The 20,272-nt window shown below is 60.0% G+C and carries 23 protein-coding genes; 7 read left to right on the top strand and 16 right to left on the bottom strand.

Annotated elements, in window-relative coordinates:
* Nucleotide 1: 1 nt before the first annotated feature.
* The 3 genes from ACR0KM_RS11355 to ACR0KM_RS11345 are packed head-to-tail and all read right to left on the bottom strand — an operon-like array spanning nucleotide 2 to nucleotide 3,418.
* Entirely contained in the window at nucleotides 2-1,360 is a 1,359-nt protein-coding gene (locus tag ACR0KM_RS11355) for a glutamine synthetase family protein (RefSeq protein ID WP_480861531.1), read from the bottom strand.
* Nucleotides 1,360-2,040, bottom strand: a complete 681-nt coding sequence (locus tag ACR0KM_RS11350) for a type 1 glutamine amidotransferase (RefSeq protein ID WP_480861530.1) — start codon at nucleotides 2,038-2,040, stop codon at nucleotides 1,360-1,362. The genes ACR0KM_RS11355 and ACR0KM_RS11350 overlap by 1 nt, the downstream gene beginning before the upstream one ends.
* 58 nt (nucleotides 2,041-2,098) lie before the next feature.
* The gene (locus tag ACR0KM_RS11345; protein WP_480861529.1) at nucleotides 2,099-3,418 is read right to left on the bottom strand and encodes a glutamine synthetase family protein; all 1,320 of its coding nucleotides are present in this window, start codon (nucleotides 3,416-3,418) and stop codon (nucleotides 2,099-2,101) included.
* Between the two features lie 131 nt (nucleotides 3,419-3,549).
* Between ACR0KM_RS11345 and ACR0KM_RS11340 the strand changes: the two genes are divergently transcribed.
* A complete protein-coding gene (locus ACR0KM_RS11340; RefSeq protein WP_480821469.1) occupies nucleotides 3,550-4,359 on the top strand; it encodes a M90 family metallopeptidase in 810 nt (269 codons plus the stop codon).
* Here ACR0KM_RS11340 and ACR0KM_RS11335 read toward each other — a convergent pair.
* The 11 genes from ACR0KM_RS11335 to secG all read right to left on the bottom strand — a co-directional run bounded on the left by ACR0KM_RS11335 (nucleotide 4,356) and on the right by secG (nucleotide 13,517).
* Nucleotides 4,356-5,162: an ABC transporter permease gene (locus ACR0KM_RS11335; protein ID WP_480821471.1), complete on the bottom strand. Its 807-nt coding sequence runs from the start codon at nucleotides 5,160-5,162 to the stop codon at nucleotides 4,356-4,358. The genes ACR0KM_RS11340 and ACR0KM_RS11335 overlap by 4 nt on opposite strands.
* Entirely contained in the window at nucleotides 5,159-6,046 is an 888-nt protein-coding gene (locus tag ACR0KM_RS11330; protein WP_480822403.1) for an ABC transporter permease, read from the bottom strand. The genes ACR0KM_RS11335 and ACR0KM_RS11330 overlap by 4 nt, the downstream gene beginning before the upstream one ends.
* An 81-nt stretch (nucleotides 6,047-6,127) precedes the next feature.
* Nucleotides 6,128-6,877: a transporter substrate-binding domain-containing protein gene (locus tag ACR0KM_RS11325; protein WP_480821473.1), complete on the bottom strand. Its 750-nt coding sequence runs from the start codon at nucleotides 6,875-6,877 to the stop codon at nucleotides 6,128-6,130.
* Between the two features lie 31 nt (nucleotides 6,878-6,908).
* Nucleotides 6,909-7,685 (bottom strand): ABC transporter ATP-binding protein, encoded by a 777-nt coding sequence (locus ACR0KM_RS11320; RefSeq protein WP_480821475.1) that lies wholly within the window; start codon nucleotides 7,683-7,685, stop codon nucleotides 6,909-6,911.
* Between the two features lie 215 nt (nucleotides 7,686-7,900).
* Nucleotides 7,901-9,076, bottom strand: a complete 1,176-nt coding sequence (locus tag ACR0KM_RS11315) for a S41 family peptidase (protein WP_480861528.1) — start codon at nucleotides 9,074-9,076, stop codon at nucleotides 7,901-7,903.
* Between the two features lie 89 nt (nucleotides 9,077-9,165).
* Nucleotides 9,166-9,603, bottom strand: a complete 438-nt coding sequence (locus ACR0KM_RS11310; protein ID WP_480821479.1) for a tellurite resistance TerB family protein — start codon at nucleotides 9,601-9,603, stop codon at nucleotides 9,166-9,168.
* Nucleotides 9,604-9,624: 21 nt separating this feature from the next.
* Nucleotides 9,625-10,074 carry a tellurite resistance TerB family protein gene (locus ACR0KM_RS11305; RefSeq protein ID WP_480861527.1) on the bottom strand — a complete coding sequence of 150 codons (450 nt, stop codon included), beginning with the start codon at nucleotides 10,072-10,074 and terminating at the stop codon, nucleotides 9,625-9,627.
* Nucleotides 10,075-10,115: 41 nt separating this feature from the next.
* On the bottom strand, nucleotides 10,116-10,409 hold the full coding sequence (locus ACR0KM_RS11300) for a DUF1330 domain-containing protein (RefSeq protein ID WP_480861526.1): 294 nt from the start codon (nucleotides 10,407-10,409) through the stop codon (nucleotides 10,116-10,118).
* A gap of 71 nt (nucleotides 10,410-10,480) precedes the next feature.
* Nucleotides 10,481-11,257, bottom strand: a complete 777-nt coding sequence (locus tag ACR0KM_RS11295; RefSeq protein ID WP_480861525.1) for an isocitrate lyase/PEP mutase family protein — start codon at nucleotides 11,255-11,257, stop codon at nucleotides 10,481-10,483.
* Nucleotides 11,258-11,348: 91 nt separating this feature from the next.
* A complete protein-coding gene (locus tag ACR0KM_RS11290; protein WP_480861524.1) occupies nucleotides 11,349-12,992 on the bottom strand; it encodes a CTP synthase in 1,644 nt (547 codons plus the stop codon).
* A 159-nt stretch (nucleotides 12,993-13,151) separates the two neighbouring features.
* Nucleotides 13,152-13,517, bottom strand: coding sequence for a preprotein translocase subunit SecG (gene secG / locus ACR0KM_RS11285; protein WP_480730529.1), 366 nt, complete (start codon nucleotides 13,515-13,517; stop codon nucleotides 13,152-13,154).
* A 151-nt stretch (nucleotides 13,518-13,668) separates the two neighbouring features.
* Here secG and nthA point away from each other — a divergent pair, with 151 nt between their 5' ends.
* The 6 genes from nthA to ACR0KM_RS11255 all read left to right on the top strand — a co-directional run bounded on the left by nthA (nucleotide 13,669) and on the right by ACR0KM_RS11255 (nucleotide 17,826).
* Complete coding sequence (gene nthA / locus ACR0KM_RS11280; RefSeq protein ID WP_480861523.1) at nucleotides 13,669-14,283, top strand: nitrile hydratase subunit alpha; 615 nt, start codon at nucleotides 13,669-13,671, stop codon at nucleotides 14,281-14,283.
* Nucleotides 14,280-14,957, top strand: coding sequence for a nitrile hydratase subunit beta (gene nthB / locus ACR0KM_RS11275; protein WP_480861522.1), 678 nt, complete (start codon nucleotides 14,280-14,282; stop codon nucleotides 14,955-14,957). Before nthA ends, nthB begins: the two co-directional genes overlap by 4 nt.
* Nucleotides 14,954-15,289, top strand: a complete 336-nt coding sequence (locus ACR0KM_RS11270; RefSeq protein ID WP_480861521.1) for a nitrile hydratase accessory protein — start codon at nucleotides 14,954-14,956, stop codon at nucleotides 15,287-15,289. The genes nthB and ACR0KM_RS11270 overlap by 4 nt, the downstream gene beginning before the upstream one ends.
* A 216-nt stretch (nucleotides 15,290-15,505) precedes the next feature.
* Entirely contained in the window at nucleotides 15,506-16,798 is a 1,293-nt protein-coding gene (locus tag ACR0KM_RS11265) for an adenylosuccinate synthase (RefSeq protein WP_480861520.1), read from the top strand.
* Nucleotides 16,798-17,034: a DUF2842 domain-containing protein gene (locus tag ACR0KM_RS11260; RefSeq protein ID WP_480861519.1), complete on the top strand. Its 237-nt coding sequence runs from the start codon at nucleotides 16,798-16,800 to the stop codon at nucleotides 17,032-17,034. The genes ACR0KM_RS11265 and ACR0KM_RS11260 overlap by 1 nt, the downstream gene beginning before the upstream one ends.
* An 84-nt stretch (nucleotides 17,035-17,118) precedes the next feature.
* Nucleotides 17,119-17,826, top strand: a complete 708-nt coding sequence (locus ACR0KM_RS11255) for a hypothetical protein (RefSeq protein WP_480861518.1) — start codon at nucleotides 17,119-17,121, stop codon at nucleotides 17,824-17,826.
* Here ACR0KM_RS11255 and ACR0KM_RS11250 read toward each other — a convergent pair.
* Nucleotides 17,823-18,365, bottom strand: a complete 543-nt coding sequence (locus ACR0KM_RS11250) for a GNAT family N-acetyltransferase (RefSeq protein WP_480821499.1) — start codon at nucleotides 18,363-18,365, stop codon at nucleotides 17,823-17,825. The two genes, ACR0KM_RS11255 and ACR0KM_RS11250, sit on opposite strands and share 4 nt — an antisense overlap.
* Before the next feature lie 222 nt (nucleotides 18,366-18,587).
* Complete coding sequence (locus tag ACR0KM_RS11245) at nucleotides 18,588-20,231, bottom strand: hypothetical protein (protein ID WP_480861517.1); 1,644 nt, start codon at nucleotides 20,229-20,231, stop codon at nucleotides 18,588-18,590.
* Between the last annotated feature and the right edge of the window lie 41 nt (nucleotides 20,232-20,272).

Genomic DNA, 20,272 nt, shown 5'->3' with positions numbered 1-20,272 from the left:
CTCAGACGTTCATCAGCAGATGCTCACGCTCCCACGGAGAAATCACCTGCAGGAATTCCTCATACTCTGCTCGTTTTACGATGCCATAGACGCGGGCGAATTCGGGACCGAGCACCTCGTGCAGCGCAGTGGCCTCGTCGAACAGATCCAGCGCGTTGCCCATGACCTGCGGGATATCGCCATCGCCCTCATAAGCGTCGCCGTAGAACTGACGGCGGGGGCGTTCCTGTTGGGTCAGGCCAAGATAACCGCAGGCCAGCGAAAGCGCGATACCGAGATAAGGGTTGCAGTCCATGCCTGCGATACGGTTTTCCACTCGTCTGGCCTCGGGGCCCGACAGCGGCACGCGGATGCCGGTGGTGCGATTGTCGCGCGCCCACTCCAGATTGATCGGCGCGGCGTGGTCCTTCACATAGCGCCGATAGGAGTTCACATAGGGCGCCATCACCGCCAGACCCGCCGGAAGGTGGTTCTGCAGCCCCGCAATGAAGTGGTAGAACGCATCGGTTTCCCCCCCTTGCGGACCCGAGAAGATATTCTGACCGCTCTCGATATCTATGATCGAATGATGGATATGCATGGCCGAGCCCGGCTCATCCTCGATCGGTTTGGCCATGAATGTGGCGAAACAGTTGTGGCGCAGGGCGGCCTCGCGGATCAGGCGTTTGAAATAGAACACTTCATCCGCCAGCTTCACGGGATTGCCGTGGCGCAGGTTGATTTCAAGCTGGCCTGCGCCGCCTTCTTGGGTAATGCCGTCGATCTCGAACCCCTGATGTTCGGCGAAGTCATAAATGTCGTCGATCACCGGCCCGAACTCGTCCACAGCTGTCATCGAATAGGCCTGCCGCGCCGCCGCCGGACGTCCTGAGCGGCCCATCATCGGCTTGATCTCTTGTGCGGGATCGACATTCGGGGCGACCAGAAAGAACTCCATCTCAGGGGCAACAACGGGCTTCCAGCCTTTGTCGTGGTAGAGTTGCACAACGCGTTTCAGCACATTGCGCGGGCTGAACGGAATCGGGTTGTCGTCGCGGTCATAGGCGTCGTGGATCACCTGCAGCGTCCAGTCGCCCGTCCATGGTGCGGCGGATGCGGTCGTGAAATCGGGCTTGAGGATCATGTCGCGTTCGATGAACCCGTCTTCGCCTGCTGCCTCTCCCCAATCGCCGGTGATGGTCTGGTAGAAGATGCTGTCGGGCAGATGGAAATAGGTCTGTTTTGCGAATTTCGACGCAGGCACCGCCTTGCCGCGGGCAATGCCGGGAAGGTCCGAGATGATGCATTCGACCTCATCCAGTCGCTGACCGTCGATATAGGTTCGTGCCGCCTGCGGCAGCTCATCTTTCCAATCGGCCATCAGGCCCTCTCTTTCTTCAGGAACTCTGCCATGTAGCGCCCGATTTCGCGATTGTTGTCGGCGCCATCGCTGCGGTTGGCAGCGGCCTGCATCAACGCGTCGGGAACCACGCCTTTGCCGCGGGTGTCCATCAGGCCCCGAATAAATTCGTTGCCGTATTCCGGGTGCGCCTGCACCGTCCAGATGGTGTCGCCATAGGCAATCATGGCATTCTGGCAGAAGTCATTCCGACCAATCACTTTGGCCCCGTCGGGGACCTCGACAACCTGATCCTGGTGCCAGGCGTTCAGTGTTACGGTCTTACCCTCGAATGCATAATCCGTACGCCCAACCGCCCAGCCGCCTTTGAACTTTTCCACTTTTCCGCCAAGGGCTTGGGCGATGATTTGATGTCCAAAACAGACACCGATCAGCGGGTTTCCGGTGTCCCGAATATCGCGAATCAGATGTTCCAGCCTTGTGATCCACGGATAATCTTCATACGCGCCGAAGCGCGACCCGGTGATCACCCACCCATCAGCGTCCTGTGCGCTGTCGGGGAACTCGTCGTCAACAACGTTGAAGGTCTGAAACTCGAAATCGTTGCCGTCCAGCAGGGTGCGAAACATGCCGTCATACTCTCCGAACTGATCATGCAATTCGTCGGGCGGATGGCCGGTTACGAGGATACCGATTTTCATGGGTCACCAAATTTGATCAAATTTATTCTATCGAAGCCCACAGGGTCGGGCAAGGGGATCATACAGCCTCAAGGTAGCTGAGCCAGTGCGTCTCGGGTGCGTGATCCGCGAAACGTGCGATTTCCTGTCGTTTGGTCATGGCCATATTGCGGATCAACGCGTCCGGAAAGACACGCGCAACCAGCGGATCGGTCTCGAAGGCGGTAATCGCCGACGGCCAGTCGGCGGCCAGTTGAGGTAATCCGTCGATCTCATAGGCATTGCCCGAGATCGGTGCGGGCGGTTGCATCGCATCCTCGATCCCGACCCACGCCGCCCCCAAAACAGCGGCGAGCATCAGGTAGGGATTGATATCCCCGCCAGCGACGCGATGTTCGATCCGCCGTGCTGCCGGGGCTCCGCCCGGAATGCGCAGGGCGGCGGTGCGGTTCTCATAGGCCCAGCTTGCGCCGGTGGGCGCATGGGCCCCGGGCACAAGCCGCGTGTAAGAGTTGCCATGGGGCGCAAACACCAGAGTCGATCCCGGCATCGCCGAAAGACACCCCGCGACCGCTGAAAGCAGCGTTTGCGTACCCTCGGGGCCGCCATTGTCAAAGACGTTTTTCCCGTTAGAGTCCACAATCGAGAAATGAACGTGCATTCCGTTGCCCGCATCTTCTGCGTAAGGTTTGGCCATGAAGGTCGCGGTAAAGCCATGTTTGCGCGCAAGGCCGCGTGTTAATGCCTTGAAAAGCCAAGTGTCATCGGCGCAGCGCAGGGCCTCCTGATGGTTCAGATTGATCTCGAACTGACCAATGCCGCTTTCGGAAATAGCCGTCTGCGCGGGGATGCCCATAGCTTCGCAGCCATCATAAAGCTCGGTAAAAAAGGTGTCGAATGCGTCCATCTCGGCCATGGACAGCACCGCTTCACCCCGCAATCTGCGCCCGGTCACGGGGTTTAGCGGAGGCTGCGGCGCGGAAGCCGATGAGTCAAGCAGCGTGAATTCAAGCTCGGTGGCGGCGATCACGGACCAGCCCCGCGTGGCATAGCGGTTCAGCACAGCCGACAACGCATGGCGCGGATCGCCCGCAAATGCTGTGCCATGGTCGTCGTAGAGGCACATCGGCACCAGCGCGGTCGGCGTATCAAGCCACGGCATGGGCACCGGCTCGCGTTCGGTCGGGCGCAGAACGCCATCGGCATCGCCGCTTTCGAATACCAGCGGGCTGTCGGCGATATCCGCGCCCCAAAGATCGACATTCAGCGCCGAAAACGGCATCCGAACCGCGCCCTGATCCAGCTTGGCGGCGTAAGAGGGCGGCACGCGTTTGCCGCGCATCTGGCCATTCAGATCACATGCCGCAACGCGGAAGGTGTGCAGGGCGCTCAGGTCCATCTTAGGCTCCGTTGGTCGGTTTCCCGCAGGTTTAAAGGAGGGGAGATACCTTGTCACTAAATTTGATCAAATTGGCATAGGCGTTCGGCAAGCGATTGTACCCGCGCAGTCGAGTCTTGTAGTCTTTAGGTATGTTTGCGTTCCTGACCATAGTCTTCCTGATCGCCGCCGGGCTGGCCTATTACCTCTGGTCCAAGCGGCAAGCGCGCCAGACACTGCTGGCAACGCCACTCAGCGCGCGTCAGCGTGAAATCATCGACAATCAGGTGCCAATCATCCGGCGCTTGCCACCCGCTCTGCGCCAACATCTGGACGGCAAGGTAAACCTGTTCCTGGATCAGGTACGCTTTTACGGGTGTGACGGACTGGACGTGACCGAAGAGATGGAGCTGTCGATCGCGGCACAGGCTTGTTTGCTCGTGGTCAACAGCGACCTTTGGTACGAGAATCTGACAACGATCCTGATCTATCCCGATGCCTTCAAGTCAAAGCAGCAGCGGCGCTCGGGCTATGTTGTGTCCGAGAAAGAGATCGTTCGGACCGGTGAGAGCTGGGATCGCGGACCCGTGATCCTGTCTTGGGCGCACAGCCAGCAGGGCGCGCTGGACGATCATGATGGGCACAACGTCGTGCTGCACGAGTTCGCGCACCAAATCGACGATCTGTCCGGGGGCACCAATGGTGTGCCAATCCTGAGCGAAGGGCAGAGCTTTGCCGAGTGGGAGCAGGTATTCCTGACCGCCTACGACCACCACGTCCAGGCCGTTGAAAGTGGACGCCGCACCGTCATCGATCCCTATGGGGCGACCGGGCACGAGGAGTTCTTTGCAGTTTCAGTCGAGGTGTTCTTTGAGCGCCCCCGCGCGCTGCAGCACGAGGTGCCGCAGGTGTACGAGCAGCTTGCCAAGTTGTTTCGGCTGAACCCGGTCGATTGGGATTAGCGCGCGAGGTTCAATCGGAAACGCATTTTGGTTTTGCGTGCCTCAGGCAGGTGCCTGTTCAGGCGTTTGTTGACCATGCCAAAGCCCCAGACGATGACCAGCGTCAGCAGGATGAAATAGAACGCCAATATCGGATAGGGGACAAACGGGTTGAATGTCTTGTCCGCGAAGTAGCTGGCGTAATAAAGCGCATCGCCGCGTTGTTGCCAGGCTGGAAAGGCCGAGAAGAAGACAAGCGTCGTGGCATGGAACAGAAAGATCGCCTCGTTGGTGTAGGCGGGCCAGGCCAGCCGCAGCATGGTCGGCCAGATGATGCGGCGGAACCGCGCCCACCCGGACATGCCGTAGGCATCTGCCGCTTCGATGTCGCCCTTGGGGATCGAGCGTAGAGCACCATAGAAGATTTCGCCGGAGTAGGCGGCGGTATTCAGGAACAGAACGATCAGTGCGCCCAGCCATGCCGACGTGAACGCGTCGAACATGGGATAGGTCTTTTTGAGAGACAGGAAAAAGAAGTAGGCAAAGAAGAACTGGATGAACAGCGGCGAGCCCCGGAACAGGAAGATGAACCACTCGGACGGCTTGCGCAGCCATTTATTGGCAGATGCCTTCCCGACGGCCAGCGCGGTGGCCAGAAAGAAACCCGTCGCCAGCGCCATCAGGCCGAAATAGACATTCCAGATCATGCCCGAGCCGATCAGGGTGAATTGCTCGCACAAGGTAAAGTCGTTCCGTGGCAACAGGCGCTCACCAAAGCCGATGGAGCGCAGGCCATAGTCCTGAATGGTCTGGAGGCAGCTCATGCGGTCGTCTCCTTGCGCAGCAGCTCTCCGCCGGATGTGGCCTGACCGTGGGACAGGCGGCGCATCAGTCTCTCAAGCCCGATCTCAGACACGCGGGTCATGCCGAGATAAAAGATCAGCAGGGCGAGGAAATACCACATGCGCCAGTCCCCGTGGGGATAGTCGGTAAAGCGGGACGTCTTGGTACCGCCCAGTTCGCGGGCCCAATAGACGATGTCTTCGATGCCCAGCAGGAACAGCAGCGGGGTTGCCTTGATCAGTACCATCCACAGGTTGGAAAGTCCGGGCAGGGCGTAGACCCACATCTGCGGCACGAGGATGCGCCAGAAGGTCTGGCGGCGGGTCATGCCATAGGCCTCGGCCGTTTCCAGTTGCGCATGAGGCACGGCGCGCATGCCGCCGAACAGGACGTTGGCGGCGAACGCTCCGAACACGATCGAGAAAGTGATGACCGCCAGGAAAAAGCCATAGGTTTCGTGCATCCATTCAGGTGCGCTGCCCAGAGGCAGCTTTGCGGCCTGACAGACGATGAAATCGTTGCCCTGCCGGATCGGGTCGGTCCATTCCGGGCACAGGACCTTATGGCGCAGCCATTCGAACCCCTGATCCAGTGCGATCACGAAGAACAGGAAAAACGCGATATCGGGAACGCCGCGCACGATGGCGATATAGGCTTTGCCCAACCAGCTGAGCGGCGGGAAATGCGACCGCGCTGCCATCGCCCCGGCAAAGCCGAAGCTGAGTGCGACGGGCGCCGTGACGGCCAGCAGGCCCAGCACTTTGAGGAAAGACAGGTAGAACGACCAGTGGACGCCATTGGTCAGATAGCACGAGAACCAGCGGAACGTGCCCAGCGTGTCAGGATCAGCGCAATACGAGAACATAGGCGTCTTTCGAACGTCTGGCCCGGTCTCAGGTCCGGGCATGTCCGGCGCGCTGACGCGCCGGACCGTTGGTCGGAGGGCTTAGTTGGTTACAACCGAGCCGTCAGCGTTGTAGGTCGGAACGCCTTCGCCGAACCATTTCACGATCAACTCGTTCAGCGAGCCGTCCGCTTTCATCGAGGTGATGGCTTCGTCGAACTTGCCGCGCAGTTCTGCGTCGGATTCGCGGATGCCAAGGCCGATGCCGCCGCCCAGCGGCACGTCATCGCCCACAAAGACCAGCTCACCGCCCGATTCTTCGACGATCGGAACCAGGAAGTCCTTGTCGGCGAAAACGGCATCAGCTTCGCCGTTGCGCACGGCTGCGATAGTCTCTTCCGGGGTTGCGAATTCGACCAGAGTTGCGCCGGACTCGGCCACGTGGCCAGCTTGAATGGTCGCGGTCTGCGCCGCGACGATACCGCCGGACACGTCTACACCATCTGCCGCACCAACATAGGCAGAAGCCGCTGGCGGGAAGTAGTTCTGGGTGAAGTCGATGACCTCATCACGCTCGTCGGTGATCGACATGCCCGCGATGATGGTATCGTAGTTGCCCGAAACGAGGTTCGGAATGATCGAATCCCAGTCGTTCTTGACCCATTCGCAGTCCAGATTGGCGCGCTTGCACAGCTCGTCGCCAACTTCACGCTCGAAGCCGTCGATTTCGCCGGCGTCATTGATGAAGTTGTACGGAGGGTAGGCACCCTCGGTCCCCATGCGAACGGTGTCGGCCATGGCGATACCGGCGGTCAGCGCCAGTGCTGCAGTGGTCAGAATCAGGTTTTTCATTGTTACTCCCCTTATTGGTTCTGTCCGTTGATTATGCCGCCTGAGTGGCGGAGAGAAAGCCCTGAAGCCGTTCGGATTCAGGGGCAGTGAAAATATCTTCGGGTGTGCCTTCTTCTTCGATCAGGCCCTGATGCAGGAACACGACATGGCTGGAGATATCTGCCGCCATTTTCATGTCGTGTGTCACAATGATCATGGTGCGGCCTTCGGCGGCCAGATCCTTGATGACCTTGATGACTTCCTGCTCCAGCTCGGGATCCAGCGCCGAGGTGGGTTCATCAAACAGCAGTGCTTCGGGTTCCATGCAGAGCCCGCGCGCGATCGCGGCACGCTGTTGCTGGCCGCCCGACAGCTGCGCCGGATAGACGTCGCATTTGTCGCCGATACCAACCTTCTCCAGATATTTGCGGGCGCTGTCCTCGACCTCGGCCTTGTCGCGGCCCAGCACGGTAACGGGGGCCTCCATCACGTTTTGCAGGATGGTCATATGGGCCCACAGGTTGAACTGCTGAAACACCATCGACAGGTTGGTCCGGATTCGCAGCACCTGTTTGGCATCTGCCGGACGGCGATTATGCTGGCTGCCGGTCCACTGAACAGGCTCGCCCTTGAAGATGATCTCGCCCTGCTGGCTGTCTTCCAGCAGATTGCAGCAGCGCAGAAGCGTGGATTTCCCGGACCCGGACGAGCCGATCAAAGACACCACGTCGCCGCGATGGGCGGTAATGTCCACTCCCTTGAGCACCTCGAGATGTCCGAAGCTTTTATGCAGGTTCTTGATCTCGATGACGGGAGCGGTTTCTGTCACGGGCGGTCCAGCTGTTGTGAGTATCTTTGGTGCGGTACTAGGGCCGAAAAATCGGGCCAATGCAATGCGCAAATGACAAATTCAGGCGGCGAAATTGCCAAAATGACCAGGTGCTCTGGCCAGAATCGCCAGTTTATCGTTTCGGTTGTATTGGGCACCGTGCACTGTGCGGTTTCTCACCCTAGGTCAGCTTTGCAGGCAGAGAGGTTGATCGTCTACTCGCCCAGACGACTGAGTATTCGGCGATAGACGGTGGCTTGGGCATCGGCATCAGCGGGTCTCGTAAAAGGTTCTTGGTCGAACTTCAGCGTTCCCGCCGCGACTATTTGCCGGGCGATCTCGGGCGGAGTGGTCTGATCCGTGGTTCCATTCTTCCAATCGTGAAACGCCGACGAATAGCGGACTGCCGCGCCGCTGATTGGCAGATCAAGCACTCCGCCCTCGGCAAAGAAAGTCAACCCGTCGCCCATTTCTTCTCCGAACAGTCTGAGCCGGTCTTTTAGGCGATGCTTCAAGATCGCGACGAACACGATTGCAGCCGAAAACGTGAACTTATCCAAGAGCACGGCAACCTGCCTGCTTGCTGTTTCGCAGACTGCGTCGATCAAGGGCATCGTCTGAAGAAAATCGCCACCGGTATTTCCGCGGACGTCGATCAAGAGCGTTGTGGTAGGCTGAGCCTTTACCCTCTCTGCCGCGCCTGAGATCGCTTTTGGCAACACGCTTTTGCTGGGATCAAAGAAACTCGGCAGAGTTATGGAAAGCCCAAGATTCTTCCAATCCGCTATCTCTGCGAATGTCTCAGGTTCCCAGGTCGGATCAGCCCGTCCGTGCTCGTTTCTGGGATAGAGCGTCGACGCGCGAACCGTATGCCCGTTGTCCACGTCCACATCGGTAATCTGTCCATTCTCGTCCTGCACGCGGTACGTGGTTGTGTCGTCTGTTGAAGGAAACCCCAGATGAGCCAAAGCATACGGCCAAGCGAGAAGGATTGGCCCGATAACCCGTTTTCTTTGCGGCGTTCCTGCAAGATATTCCCTTGCGGCGCTTTCAATCTGGCCCAATGGCGCACCGTTGACGGTAAGCAGTTGTCCTCTGGAAGGTGTTATGCCTGGTGCAGCGAAAGTGAGGTGAATGGCTGTTCCGACGCTCACAAATCTCAGCGGAAGCACGGAAATCGCATCGTTCGGAATCAGTCGTGTGTGGCCGTTTCCGGGAAGTGCCATTAGACGCATCGCGGACAACAAGAACGCTTCTTTGGAACCGTCCAAAGCGTGCTGCCGGGCATCATTGACGCAATCGTCCATCGCCGCCTTTTCAATCCTGCCAAAGCTGGGGTCGCTTGGCAGGGCGGTTTCAAGAATTTGCTCTAAGTCTTGCGTCAGCGACATGGCTCACCGTGCGCACAGCACCTGCACGATGTCCAGATTGGACTCGGTGCAGTCCTTTGATCGCTTGAGATGGGGTGATCCGCGAGGGATCAGGCCTTGGCCGCTTTTTGCCGTGCGCGCGCTGAATCCACGTCGCTGACGCCCAGCAGGCTGACCACAAGGCGCAGCAGTGAATCCTCTTCGCCGGTGCGGTTCCCGTCAGCCAGTGCGACCGACCACATTGCCTGCACCACGGCGAGGCGGTCGTCATAGGCAACGGCCTCTTTGATCGCGCGGGTAAAGCGGACGGTGTCGGGGGCCTCGGCTTCGAGGTCTTCGGCGCGGGCGCGCAGGGCGGCGGCCTCGAACGGGGACAAGCCATAGCGTTCTGCCGAGATGCGGTCGATCCGGGCCATCTCGGTATCGGCGTAGTCGTTGTCAGAGCGCGCGATGCGCACCAGAAGGGCGGTCAGGGCCAGACGGGCGTCGTCTTCGACCAGCGGATCGGGCTGGGGCTGTGTCAGCCGGGACAGGAAATCACTGAACATTCTGAACCATATAGTTGTTGGTTAGGTCGCTTCCAACCGGCTTAGCACGCGTTCACGCGCGGCCTTGCTGTCATTGAAACTGAGGCCCATCGCAACGCGCGCCTCTTCGACAATTTTGATTTCACCCTCATCCGTGTCGCCGTCGGCCAATACGATCTCCCACAGGGCATCCAGCGCGGCCAGCCGTTCCTGCAGGTCGGTGGTTTCGCGGATCAATTTGCCGAACGTATCCGTTTCGGGGGCGGCCGCGTGCAGCTTCTCGCAAGTCGCACGGACCTTGGCGGCCTCGATGGCGTTATGCTGGTAAAGGCGGGCAAGGATCCGGTCGATCAGGCTGATCTCTTCCAGCTTATAGTCGCGATCCGCCTGCGCCACGCGCACCATCAATGCGCCCAAGGCCAGTTCGGCATCCGGGTCAGGCAGCTTGTCATGTTGTGGCGGACGCAGGGCCTGAAAGAATTTTTTCAACATGAGGTCAGGATATTCCCTAATTCGGGGCGCGCCAAGCGGCACTAACCCTCATAACCCTGAATGATCACAAGATCGCCGGTCGAGACCGGGTCGCGCAGCGCCTTGGCGGCCTGATACGCGTCGCTTTGATAACAGGCCAAGGCCTGTTCATAGCTGGGGAATTCGATCACCACGGTGCGGGCGCGGGCCTTGCCTTCGACCTCGGTCCTATCGCCGCCACGCACAAGAAATTTCGCGCCATACTCAGAGAAGGGAAGCGCATTGGCGGCGATGTAGGATTTGTAGGTCTCAAAGTCGTCCACATCGACATGGGCGACCCAGTATCCTTTGGCCATGAGGCATCCTCCGTGCGGTTACAACGCGCAAGGTGCTGAGGAATGTCTCAGAATGCAATCCCCAAACGGGATCAGGCCCTGCTTTGCAGCGCGTCGCGGGCCTTGTCCTGCAGCCATGCGAGCATTTGCCGGTAGGGAACCGGGCCATAGCTGATCCGCGCAACGCCCAGCCCGGCCAGCGTGGCCGTATCGGGGGTGCCGGGCAAGGCGATGATATTGACCGGCAGGCTGGTCGCGTCGCAGAGGCTTTTGATCATCGCTTCGTCTTTTAGTCCCGGCGCAAAAAAGCCGCTGGCCCCGGCGTCGGCATAGGCTTTCGCACGAGCCATCGCGTCGTCCAGCATCCCCTCGTCATGTGTGTCGGGTGCAGCTTTGAGGAAGATATCGGTGCGCGCGTTAATGAAGGCGGGAACGCCAGCGACATTGCAGCCTTCGCGTAGGGCCGCGACGCGGGCGGCTTGGGTTTCGATGTCATAAAGCTCTTTGGTTCCAATGATCTGGTCTTCGAAGTTGAAGCCGATGATCCCTGTTTCCAAAGCGCGTTGAGCATTGGCTGCGATGTCAGCAGGGTTTTCCGCATAACCGCCTTCGAAATCCAGTGTCACTGGAAGGTCGACCGCCTCGACGATGCGGCGGGCATTGGCCAGCGCCGCCCCTATCGGCACATTCTGGCCATCGGTGTAGCCTTGCGCCATCGCGACCGGTGCACTGCCCGTGGCAATCGCCTTGGCCCCAGCATCGCGCACGGCCCCGGCGCTGCCGGCGTCCCAGATGTTATACAGAATGACCGGGTCGCCCTTTTTGTGCAGGGCTGCAAACTGTTCCGCGTGGGTAATCTGATCGGTCATGGCCGGTCTCCTGTCGCTGTCATGGCGGCAGTTAACCGTGTGAACCCTCGGCGCGTAAAGATGTTTCGCGCCGAGGGGTACAATCGCTTGATCAGACCAGTCGCGAGGTGTCCTTGGCGGCGCGCACGAATTCGCGGAACAGGGGGTGCGGGTCAAAGGGTTTGGATTTCAGTTCCGGGTGGTACTGAACGCCGATGAACCACGGGTGATCCGACCATTCGACAATCTCGGGCAGGCGGCCATCGGGGGACATGCCCGAGAAATTCAGGCCAGCCTTTTCCAGCTTGTCGCGATACTTGATATCGACCTCGTACCGGTGGCGGTGGCGTTCCTCGATTGCGGTGCCGCCGTAGACCTCGGCCACTTTCGATCCGTCGGCCAGAACGGCATCATATGCGCCCAGACGCATGGTGCCGCCCTTGTCGTCACCGACCTTGCGTTCAACCTTGTGGTTGCCCTGCACCCATTCCTTGAGGTGGTAAACCACCGGTTCGAAACGTTTTTTCCCAGCCTCGTGGTCGAATTCTTCCGAACCCGCCTCGGTGATGCCAGCCGCATTGCGGGCAGCTTCGATCACCGCCATCTGCATTCCAAGGCAGATGCCCAGATAGGGCACCTTATGTTCGCGCGCATACTGGGCCGCCTTGATCTTGCCTTCAGTGCCTCGTTCGCCGAACCCTCCGGGGACGAGGATGGCGTGGAACCCTTCCAAGTAAGGGGCGGCGTCTTCGGTGTCGAACACCTCGGCGTCCACCCATTCGATCTTGACGCGGACACGGTTTGCCATGCCGCCATGGGTCAAGGCCTCGGCAATCGATTTATAAGCGTCTTCAAGCTGGGTGTATTTGCCGACGATTGCGACCTTCACTTCGCCCTCGGCGTTGTGGATACGGTCGCTGACGTCTTCCCATTTCGCCAGATCGGGCTTGGGGGCCGGGCTGATCTGGAACGCGTCCAGAACCGCCTGATCCAGACCTTCCTTGTGATAGGCCAGAGGGGCGTCGTAAATGGTGGAAAGATCCTGCGCCGCGATCACGCTGTCGGGGCGGACGTTGCAGAACAGGGCCAGCTTTTCACGTTCTTTGACCGGAATCGGACCCTCGGAACGGCAGACCAGAATGTCGGGCGCTAGGCCGATTGAGCGCAGTTCCTTGACTGAGTGCTGAGTCGGCTTGGTTTTCAGTTCACCGGACGCCTTGATATAGGGCAGCAGCGTCAGGTGCATAAAGATACACTGACCGCGCGGCTTATCCTGACTGAACTGACGGATGGCCTCGAAAAAGGGCAGGCCTTCGATGTCGCCGACGGTTCCGCCGATCTCACACAGCATGAAATCAACCTCATCCTCGCCAATGGCGATGAAATCCTTGATCTCGTTGGTGACGTGCGGGATCACCTGAATGGTCTTGCCGAGGTAGTCTCCGCGGCGTTCCTTCTCAAGCACGTTGGAATAGATCCGCCCCGAACTGACCGAGTCGGTCTTGCGCGCGGCAACACCGGTGAAGCGTTCATAGTGGCCCAGGTCCAGATCGGTCTCGGCACCGTCATCGGTAACGAACACTTCGCCATGTTCAAACGGCGACATGGTGCCGGGATCGACGTTCAGATAAGGGTCCAGCTTGCGCAGCCGCACCGAGTATCCCCGGGCCTGCAACAGCGCGCCCAAGGCCGCCGAAGCCAGTCCTTTACCCAAGGACGAAACCACACCACCAGTGATGAATATAAAACGCGCCATGATTTTCGGCTGCTCCCGTGAGAGGTCATTATCTGCTGCCCGACGGCTTGAAAAAACCGCAGCATCACGGGACTTCACGTATAAAGGATTCGCGCCCAAAGCGCAAGAGAACCGCAAGATGCTGTTGCAGTTCTCCTCCGTAATTCTAGGTTTTGTGGCTCAGTCCGCTTGCGGGATCAGCGGTGCATTGTCGCCCTGCGCCGGCGGAAGCAGGTCATCCGCCGTCGGAACCGCGGGTGCGCTTTCCTCGGTCGCGGCCGGGGCGGGGACGCCCAGACGGTCGATGACCGAGCTGCCCGAAGATTTCTGGGCCGCCAGGATGGTCAGCGTGATCGAGGTGACGATGAAACACCCGGCCAGAATCCATGTGACCTTGCCCAACGCGGTTGCTGCGGCACGGCCTGTCATAGCGCCGCCACCGCCGCCGCCCATGCCAAGGCCTCCACCTTCGGACCGCTGCATCAGAACGACGGCGATCAGGCCAAGGGCCAGAAGAAGATGGATGATGAGAACGACGTTTTCCATGGGTGTCCCGTACAGCGTGGCGTGTATCGCGTGGTACTTATGCAAGTTTGGTTCCGGGGGCAAGGGACGAGTTGGCATCACGGATGCTGATGTTGCACATCACGTCAAAGGGACTGGACAGGGCGTTGATCTGTAACGCAGGCTGCGTGTCATGCCACATGACGATCACGACCACCCGCACGCCCTTTTGCCATCTGAACCCGCTCTGCGCGTCAAAGCGCTTGAGACGATTCTGACCCGCAAGGGGCTGATCGATCCGGCGGCGCTGGATGAGATCATCGACACCTATCAGAACAAAATCGGCCCGCAGAACGGTGCCCGCGTCGTTGCCAAAGCGTGGAGCGATCCTGCGTTCAAGGCGGCCTTGCTTGAAGATGCGACGCCGGTTGTGGCCGATCTGGGCTATTTTGGCCGTCAGGGCGAGCACATGGTTGTGGTCGAGAACACGCCCGAACAGCACAACATGGTCGTCTGTACCTTGTGCAGTTGCTACCCGTGGCCGCTGCTGGGTATTCCTCCGGGTTGGTACAAGTCCGACGCCTACCGCGCCCGTGCCGTGCGCGAGCCGCGCAAGGTGCTGGCCGAGTTTGGCGTGACGTTGCCAGAAGAGACTTTAGTCCGGGTCTGGGATTCGACTGCCGAGATGCGCTATCTCGTGCTGCCGATGCGCCCGGAAGGGACCGAGGGGCTGGGTGAGGACGAACTGGCCGCGCTGGTCAGCCGCGACAGCATGATCGGCACCGGACTGGCGCGGGTGCCCTCATGACCCGGGTTCACGATATGGGCGGACGGTTTGGCGATGGTCCGATCAACCCTGAAGCCGAGGATGCCCCGATCTTTGCCGAGGACTGGCACGCGCGGGCGCTGGCGGTGACTCTGGCCTCGGGCTTTCTGGGGCAATGGAATATCGACGTGTCGCGTCATGCGCGTGAATGCCTGTCGCCCAAGGATTACGCCCGGTTTTCCTATTACGAGAAATGGATGGCCGGACTGGCCGATCTGCTGGTGAAGCAGGGTGTGCTGACACTGGATGACCTACGCGGAGAACCCGCGGACACGGGTCACCCGCTGGCCTCGCGCAAGCTTAAGGCCGGTAACGTGGCGACCGCGCTGGCCAGAGGCGGCCCCGCCGATCGCCCGTCGAATGTCGCGGTGCAGTTCGAGGCCGGGCAAGCCGTCCGCACCGTGCGCCCCACCGCCAACCGGCTGGTCGAGGGTGGCCATACCCGCCTGCCGATCTATGCCGCCGGCGCTACGGGCCGCATCCTGCGCCTGCACGGAACTCATGTATTGCCCGATTCCAACGCGCACGGGCTGGGCGAAGCGCCCGAGCCGCTTTACGCGGTGGTATTCCCCGCGTCCGAGCTTTGGGCCGATCCGGAACACCCCCGCGATGAGGTCGTGCTGGACCTGTGGCAATCCTATCTGGAACCGGCATGAGCGAGTGTATCACCCATTCCGCGCCCGAGCCGGTCTTTGCTGAACCCTGGCACGCGCAGGTCTTTGCCGTCACCGTGGCGCTGAACGAAGCGGGCCGTTTTGACTGGCCCGACTGGGCGGCGCGCTTTTCGCAGACGCTGAAACGCAATGGGTTGAATAAAGAGCTGGATGGCGGTGACGACTACTTTCACGCCTGGCTTGAAACGCTCGAGACGCTTCTGACCGAGCAGGGCGATGCCGCCCCCGACGACATCGCGGCTGTGCGCAATGCTTGGGAAGAGGCGTATCTGACCACTCCCCATGGTAAACCTGTGCGCTTGTCGCACGGCTAGAGGGGGCTCTGCCCCCGCCGCCCTTTGGGCGACTCCCCCGGGATATTTTTGGCCAGATGAAGCAGGGGATCCGCTCTTCATCTGGCCATAAAGATCCCCGCCGGAGGCACCGCGCGGCACGCGCGGTTCTGATCTGCGGCGAATTATCGGTTTCCCTACCGCGGTCGCGCCGTTATACGAGCCGGGTTTGAAGACTCAGCGTAAAAAGGACCGGATATGGCCAACGTGGTTGTTGTCGGCGCCCAATGGGGTGACGAGGGAAAAGGCAAGATCGTCGACTGGCTCAGCGAGCGGGCGGATGTGATCGCGCGTTTTCAGGGTGGGCATAATGCCGGGCATACGCTGGTCATTGATGGCGAGGTTTACAAGCTGCACGCGCTGCCTTCGGGCGTTGTGCGCGGCGGCAAGTTGAGCGTGATTGGCAATGGCGTTGTTCTGGACCCGTGGCATCTGATCAAGGAGATCGGCTCGATCCGGGCGCAGGGTGTGGATATTACTCCTGCGACGCTGATGATTGCCGAGAACACGCCGTTGATCCTGCCGTTCCATGGTGAGTTGGACCGGGCGCGCGAGAGTCAGAACTCGGTGGCAAAGATCGGCACCACTGGCCGTGGGATCGGGCCGTGCTACGAGGACAAGGTGGGGCGCCGGGTAATCCGGGTGGCTGATCTGGCGGATGACGCGACTTTGGCGTTGCGCGTGGATCGGGCTTTGGTGCATCACAATGCGCTACGCAGCGGGCTGGGGCTGGAGCCGATTGACCGGGATGGGTTGATCGCGCAGCTGAAAGAGATTGCGCCTGAGATTCTGCCGTTTGCGGCTCCGGTCTGGAAGGTTCTGAACGAAAAGCGCAAGGCCGGCAAACGTATTCTGTTCGAGGGCGCGCAGGGCGCATTGCTGGACATTGATTTCGGGACCTATCCGTTTGTGACCTCGTCCAACGTGATTGCCGGTCAGGCCTCGACCGGGGTGGGGATCGGGCCGGGCTCGATCGATTTCGTGCTGGGGATCGTCAAGGCCTATACCACCCGCGTGGGAGAGGGGCCGTTCCCGACCGAGTTGGATGACGCCGACGGGCAGCGTCTGGGTGAGCGAGGGCATGAGTTCGGCACCACCACCGGGCGCAAGCGGCGCTGTGGCTGGTTCGATGCCTGTCTGGTGCGTCAGACCTGTGCGACCAGCGGTGTGAACGGCATTTCGCTGACCAAGTTGGACGTGCTGGACGGATTCGAGACGCTGAAAATCTGTGTAGGATATGAGCTGGACGGAACCCGTCTGGACTATCTGCCCACCGCGGCCGACCAGCAGGCGCGGTGTACGCCGATCTATGAAGAAATGCCGGGGTGGAGCGAATCCACGGAAGGCGCGCGCAGCTGGGCCGATCTGCCCGCCAATGCGATCAAATATGTGCGCCGGGTCGAGGAACTGATCGACTGCCCCGTTGCATTATTGTCGACCAGCCCGGAGCGGGAGGACACCATTCTGGTGACCGACCCGTTTGCAGACTGATGAGCGACAAGGATAAACCCTTGCTCAGCTACAAAGCGCGGCGGCGATGGTCGTTGGTGCTGCTGCTGATCGGGCTGCCCGCTTACATCGTTGCGGTCGTAACAATCGTGAACTGGCTGGATCGACCACCGATCTGGCTGGAGTTTCTGGTTTATGTGGCGTTGGGCATCGTTTGGGCGCTGCCGTTCAAGTTTGTCTTTCGTGGTGTGGGCAAAGAAGACCCGGATCAGGATTAAAACTGCCTCCGCTCATTGCGCGCACATCGTTCGCCTGCCAAGCTCGCGACATCAGGAAAGAATAAATTAAAGGGGCAGCTCGGCATGAAAAATCGGGTGTTTGCAGCTCTGATCGCGGCTTGCGTGTCTGGCGGCGCTCAGGCGAGCGATTGGAACTACGTCGTTGCACCATACGTGTGGGGGCCGGAGTTCAAGACCTCTTTGGACGTGGGGCCGAACCCGCCCGTCAATGGCGATACCTCAATATTTGATATCCTCGATGGCGCGTTCCTCATCGCAGGCGAAGCCCGAAATGGGCGCTGGGGTATCGGCGGCGAGTTCAACTATCTGGACCTTGGAGACGACGTTACGGTTGGCCGCTTCGACGACGCGGCCAGTTGGGACCTCAATGGCATCATGTTCTCATTAGGGGTCAGCTATGCCATCCATGAGGATGACCAGTCGCGGATCGAGGCACTGGGCGGGTTGCGCCACTGGGATCTTGATGTCTCGACCACGGTGCTTGATCGCACTTTCAGTACCGATCAAAGCTGGACAGATCCGGTGATTGGAGCGCGCTATAGTCGAGCGCTGAATGAACGTTGGAGCCTAACCGCGATGGGCAATGTTGGCGGCTTTGGCTATGGATCGGAGTTCCAGTGGGAAGCGCTGGCACAGGCGAGTTGGAAATGGAAACACGGAATAAGTGTTGCGGGTGGATACCGGCATCTGGACGTTAACTTTCGCGAGGGGCGCGAAGTGATCGATCTGATCCTTACCGGGCCTTACGTCGCGATCGGCTTTGGGTTCTAGTCCGGCCAGCTAAAGACCGCGCGGGCAAAGGCGTGATATTCACCGGCGATCTCTTGCGCCATACTTTGCGGCGTCGGCCAGGCCGGGGTTAACTTGGCTGCGACTTCTCCGGTCATCAGGTTCAGGTCGGCGCTGTGCTTGCTGGCCAGGTGGCGCATCCTTTGATTGGTTGCAAGGCAGATCATATGCACCTCACGTATCCGGCGGTTGCGCGCCCCGGCGATCACGCGCGACAGTAACGCGTCGCCGATACCGCGATCCTGCCAGGGTGCTTCGACGGTGAATGCTGCCTCGGCGGCGCGAGGGTGGCTGTCGCCCAGCGGCCGCAACTCGGCCATACCGCGCAGGCACGTGTCAGGAAACGCGCCGAAAACCAATGATGCGTCATCAAACAGAGATGATACGTATCGATCCAGAAACGTGTCGGGAACGGCAGCGCCAAACCGCGCGCGAAGGGCGTCCGGTGCAAGATTCTGAAAATGTGTGGTTACAAGGGGTTTATCAAAGATGCGCAGCCGTCGAATTGCAAGGTCGTACATAACAGATACCTCAGGTCGGAAACATGGGCATTCAGAAACACGAGATTAAGCTTAGTCGGTGCCCAAAGCTTAGCAGATTTCTGCGATGCAGCATAATAACGGTGCGGCAAACTCTGAAAATGAGCGGATTTGCCGCTGTGGCGCGCGCGAACCGCACAAGGAAAGGGCCAGAGTAACCTCTGGCCCTGTCTAGTTTCGAGGGGGTATTGCAGTGCGCCGGGTTTAGCCCGCGGCGCGTTCGTCATCATCGGGACGGAACCCGATCAGGGTTGAGGCCGCGAAGCGTCCTCCGCCCGCCTTTTCGATTTTACCGTCGCGCAGAAGCTGGCCGAAAGAACGCAGGCTTTCTTCGCGATTGAACGCCTCCTGTTTCAGCGAGCGGACCTTGTTCATCAACTGCGGGCGCGAAAACTGTTCCTGGCCTTCGATGAAGGACAGGTAAGAGGCGGCGGCCTCTAGCAGATCGGGCAGCGACTGCGCGCCCTGTTCTTGTGCAAAGGTGGCAAAACCACCTTCTTCCTCTGCAATGTCTTCATCGGTCGATCTCACGCGTCGCGGCATAACCGGGCCGGTGTCGCCGGTTTCGGTATCGATACGCTGCTCTGCGACCAGTTTCAGCGGTGCGGCTTCGTTGGTCGAGGGGCGTTTGCTGGTGACTTCAACCTCGGGGCGGCGAGGGCTGACGACCGAAGCAAGATCGCCGCGATAGTCATCCTCGCGTTCGCCTGCCGCGTCCTTGCCTTCGGCACGCTCTGCCTCGGTTGCGGCAACCGCAGTGCGCAGGTGCGAATAGGCTTCGCGCTGATCGGTGGTTGCGGGATCATCAAGCTGTGCATCCGCTTCGTCCATCAGGCGCGAGACGTCCTGATCGAGACCTGAAATCTCTGCCCGATGGGAAGGTGCCTGAACGGACAGCTCGGATTCAACCAAAGCGATTTCATCCAGCAACAGTGCTTCATCCTCGGCCGAAATCACGTCGTGCGCGAGATCGTCCAGCGTATCCTCTTCGTCCGCCTCGGCTTCGTTGAGGATATTGGGCTCATCCTCGACCTGGGGATCTGAGCTGTCATCGAGGTCCGAAAACAGCACGTCAGTGTCGGTGACCTCATCCTGTTGCGGTGCGTCCTCGATGTCTTGGGGCAGAACCAGCGCGGTTGCATCGGCTTGGTCGTCTGTTTCGGGCTCGGGTGTCGCGTCGGTGGCTTGCGCAGCGGGTGTTTCGATTTCTTCCTGCTGCGGTTCAGGCGCCTGAGTCTCTTCTATTGGCGCAGCTTCCGGCGTCTCATCGACGGTCTCCTGCAGATCAGTCGGAGCAAGCGCACCGGCTTCGAACGCGGCGGCGATGGCATCGACCTTGGGTTTGGCCGGCTGCAAATAGCTGGTGTCTTCGTCCTCGGAATAAGCGCCCGGCGCGGCATCGGAGTGCGAAACGACAGCACGAATCCGCTGCAGTTTGGCGGCAATGCTATCGGCGGGCTCATCGGTGGGGTTTGCAGGCGCCGACGGGGCGTTTGTGCTGACAGAGGGGGTTTCCAGGGTCGGTGCAGGGGGCGTCGGCGCAGGGGCAGCGGGGGTCGGTGCTGCGGGTGCGGTGCCGGTGTCGGTGGCGGTATCCGTGGCGCGTAGCACCAAACCGGTATCATTCTGACTGGCTTCAACCCGGCGCGCTTCGTCGCGTTGGGCGATGCGCGTCAGCATCTGGGCGTCCGGCTGAGGGGGCTCGGACCCGAAATAGCGGTCATCCGCGGAAAGGTCCCGGAAATACTCGGCAATGGCTTTCATCGTTTCGAATGAATCGTCGAAGCCTTCCAAAGTGCACGAGAAGGTTCCGTAAGAAACGGTTAAAACCTTGTTGTTCTGTACCATCAGACGCACGTCCTCTACAAACTACCCAGTCACACTGCCCG

Source organism: Ruegeria sp. G10 (genome assembly GCF_056533645.1).
The sequence above is the reverse complement of the archived record's forward strand: the minus strand, read 5'-3'. Positions and strand labels throughout refer to the sequence as shown.

Coding starts and splice junctions, on each gene's coding strand:
- ACR0KM_RS11355 (WP_480861531.1), bottom strand. CDS start 1,360: ATGGCCGATTGGAAAGATGAGCTGCCGCAGGCGGCACGAACCTATATC.
- ACR0KM_RS11350 (WP_480861530.1), bottom strand. CDS start 2,040: ATGAAAATCGGTATCCTCGTAACCGGCCATCCGCCCGACGAATTGCAT.
- ACR0KM_RS11345 (WP_480861529.1), bottom strand. CDS start 3,418: ATGGACCTGAGCGCCCTGCACACCTTCCGCGTTGCGGCATGTGATCTG.
- ACR0KM_RS11340 (WP_480821469.1), top strand. CDS start 3,550: ATGTTTGCGTTCCTGACCATAGTCTTCCTGATCGCCGCCGGGCTGGCC.
- ACR0KM_RS11335 (WP_480821471.1), bottom strand. CDS start 5,162: ATGAGCTGCCTCCAGACCATTCAGGACTATGGCCTGCGCTCCATCGGC.
- ACR0KM_RS11330 (WP_480822403.1), bottom strand. CDS start 6,046: ATGTTCTCGTATTGCGCTGATCCTGACACGCTGGGCACGTTCCGCTGG.
- ACR0KM_RS11325 (WP_480821473.1), bottom strand. CDS start 6,877: ATGAAAAACCTGATTCTGACCACTGCAGCACTGGCGCTGACCGCCGGT.
- ACR0KM_RS11315 (WP_480861528.1), bottom strand. CDS start 9,076: ATGTCGCTGACGCAAGACTTAGAGCAAATTCTTGAAACCGCCCTGCCA.
- ACR0KM_RS11310 (WP_480821479.1), bottom strand. CDS start 9,603: ATGTTCAGTGATTTCCTGTCCCGGCTGACACAGCCCCAGCCCGATCCG.
- ACR0KM_RS11305 (WP_480861527.1), bottom strand. CDS start 10,074: ATGTTGAAAAAATTCTTTCAGGCCCTGCGTCCGCCACAACATGACAAG.
- ACR0KM_RS11300 (WP_480861526.1), bottom strand. CDS start 10,409: ATGGCCAAAGGATACTGGGTCGCCCATGTCGATGTGGACGACTTTGAG.
- ACR0KM_RS11295 (WP_480861525.1), bottom strand. CDS start 11,257: ATGACCGATCAGATTACCCACGCGGAACAGTTTGCAGCCCTGCACAAA.
- ACR0KM_RS11290 (WP_480861524.1), bottom strand. CDS start 12,992: ATGGCGCGTTTTATATTCATCACTGGTGGTGTGGTTTCGTCCTTGGGT.
- secG (WP_480730529.1), bottom strand. CDS start 13,517: ATGGAAAACGTCGTTCTCATCATCCATCTTCTTCTGGCCCTTGGCCTG.
- nthA (WP_480861523.1), top strand. CDS start 13,669: ATGCCACATGACGATCACGACCACCCGCACGCCCTTTTGCCATCTGAA.
- nthB (WP_480861522.1), top strand. CDS start 14,280: ATGACCCGGGTTCACGATATGGGCGGACGGTTTGGCGATGGTCCGATC.
- ACR0KM_RS11270 (WP_480861521.1), top strand. CDS start 14,954: ATGAGCGAGTGTATCACCCATTCCGCGCCCGAGCCGGTCTTTGCTGAA.
- ACR0KM_RS11265 (WP_480861520.1), top strand. CDS start 15,506: ATGGCCAACGTGGTTGTTGTCGGCGCCCAATGGGGTGACGAGGGAAAA.
- ACR0KM_RS11260 (WP_480861519.1), top strand. CDS start 16,798: ATGAGCGACAAGGATAAACCCTTGCTCAGCTACAAAGCGCGGCGGCGA.
- ACR0KM_RS11255 (WP_480861518.1), top strand. CDS start 17,119: ATGAAAAATCGGGTGTTTGCAGCTCTGATCGCGGCTTGCGTGTCTGGC.
- ACR0KM_RS11250 (WP_480821499.1), bottom strand. CDS start 18,365: ATGTACGACCTTGCAATTCGACGGCTGCGCATCTTTGATAAACCCCTT.
- ACR0KM_RS11245 (WP_480861517.1), bottom strand. CDS start 20,231: ATGGTACAGAACAACAAGGTTTTAACCGTTTCTTACGGAACCTTCTCG.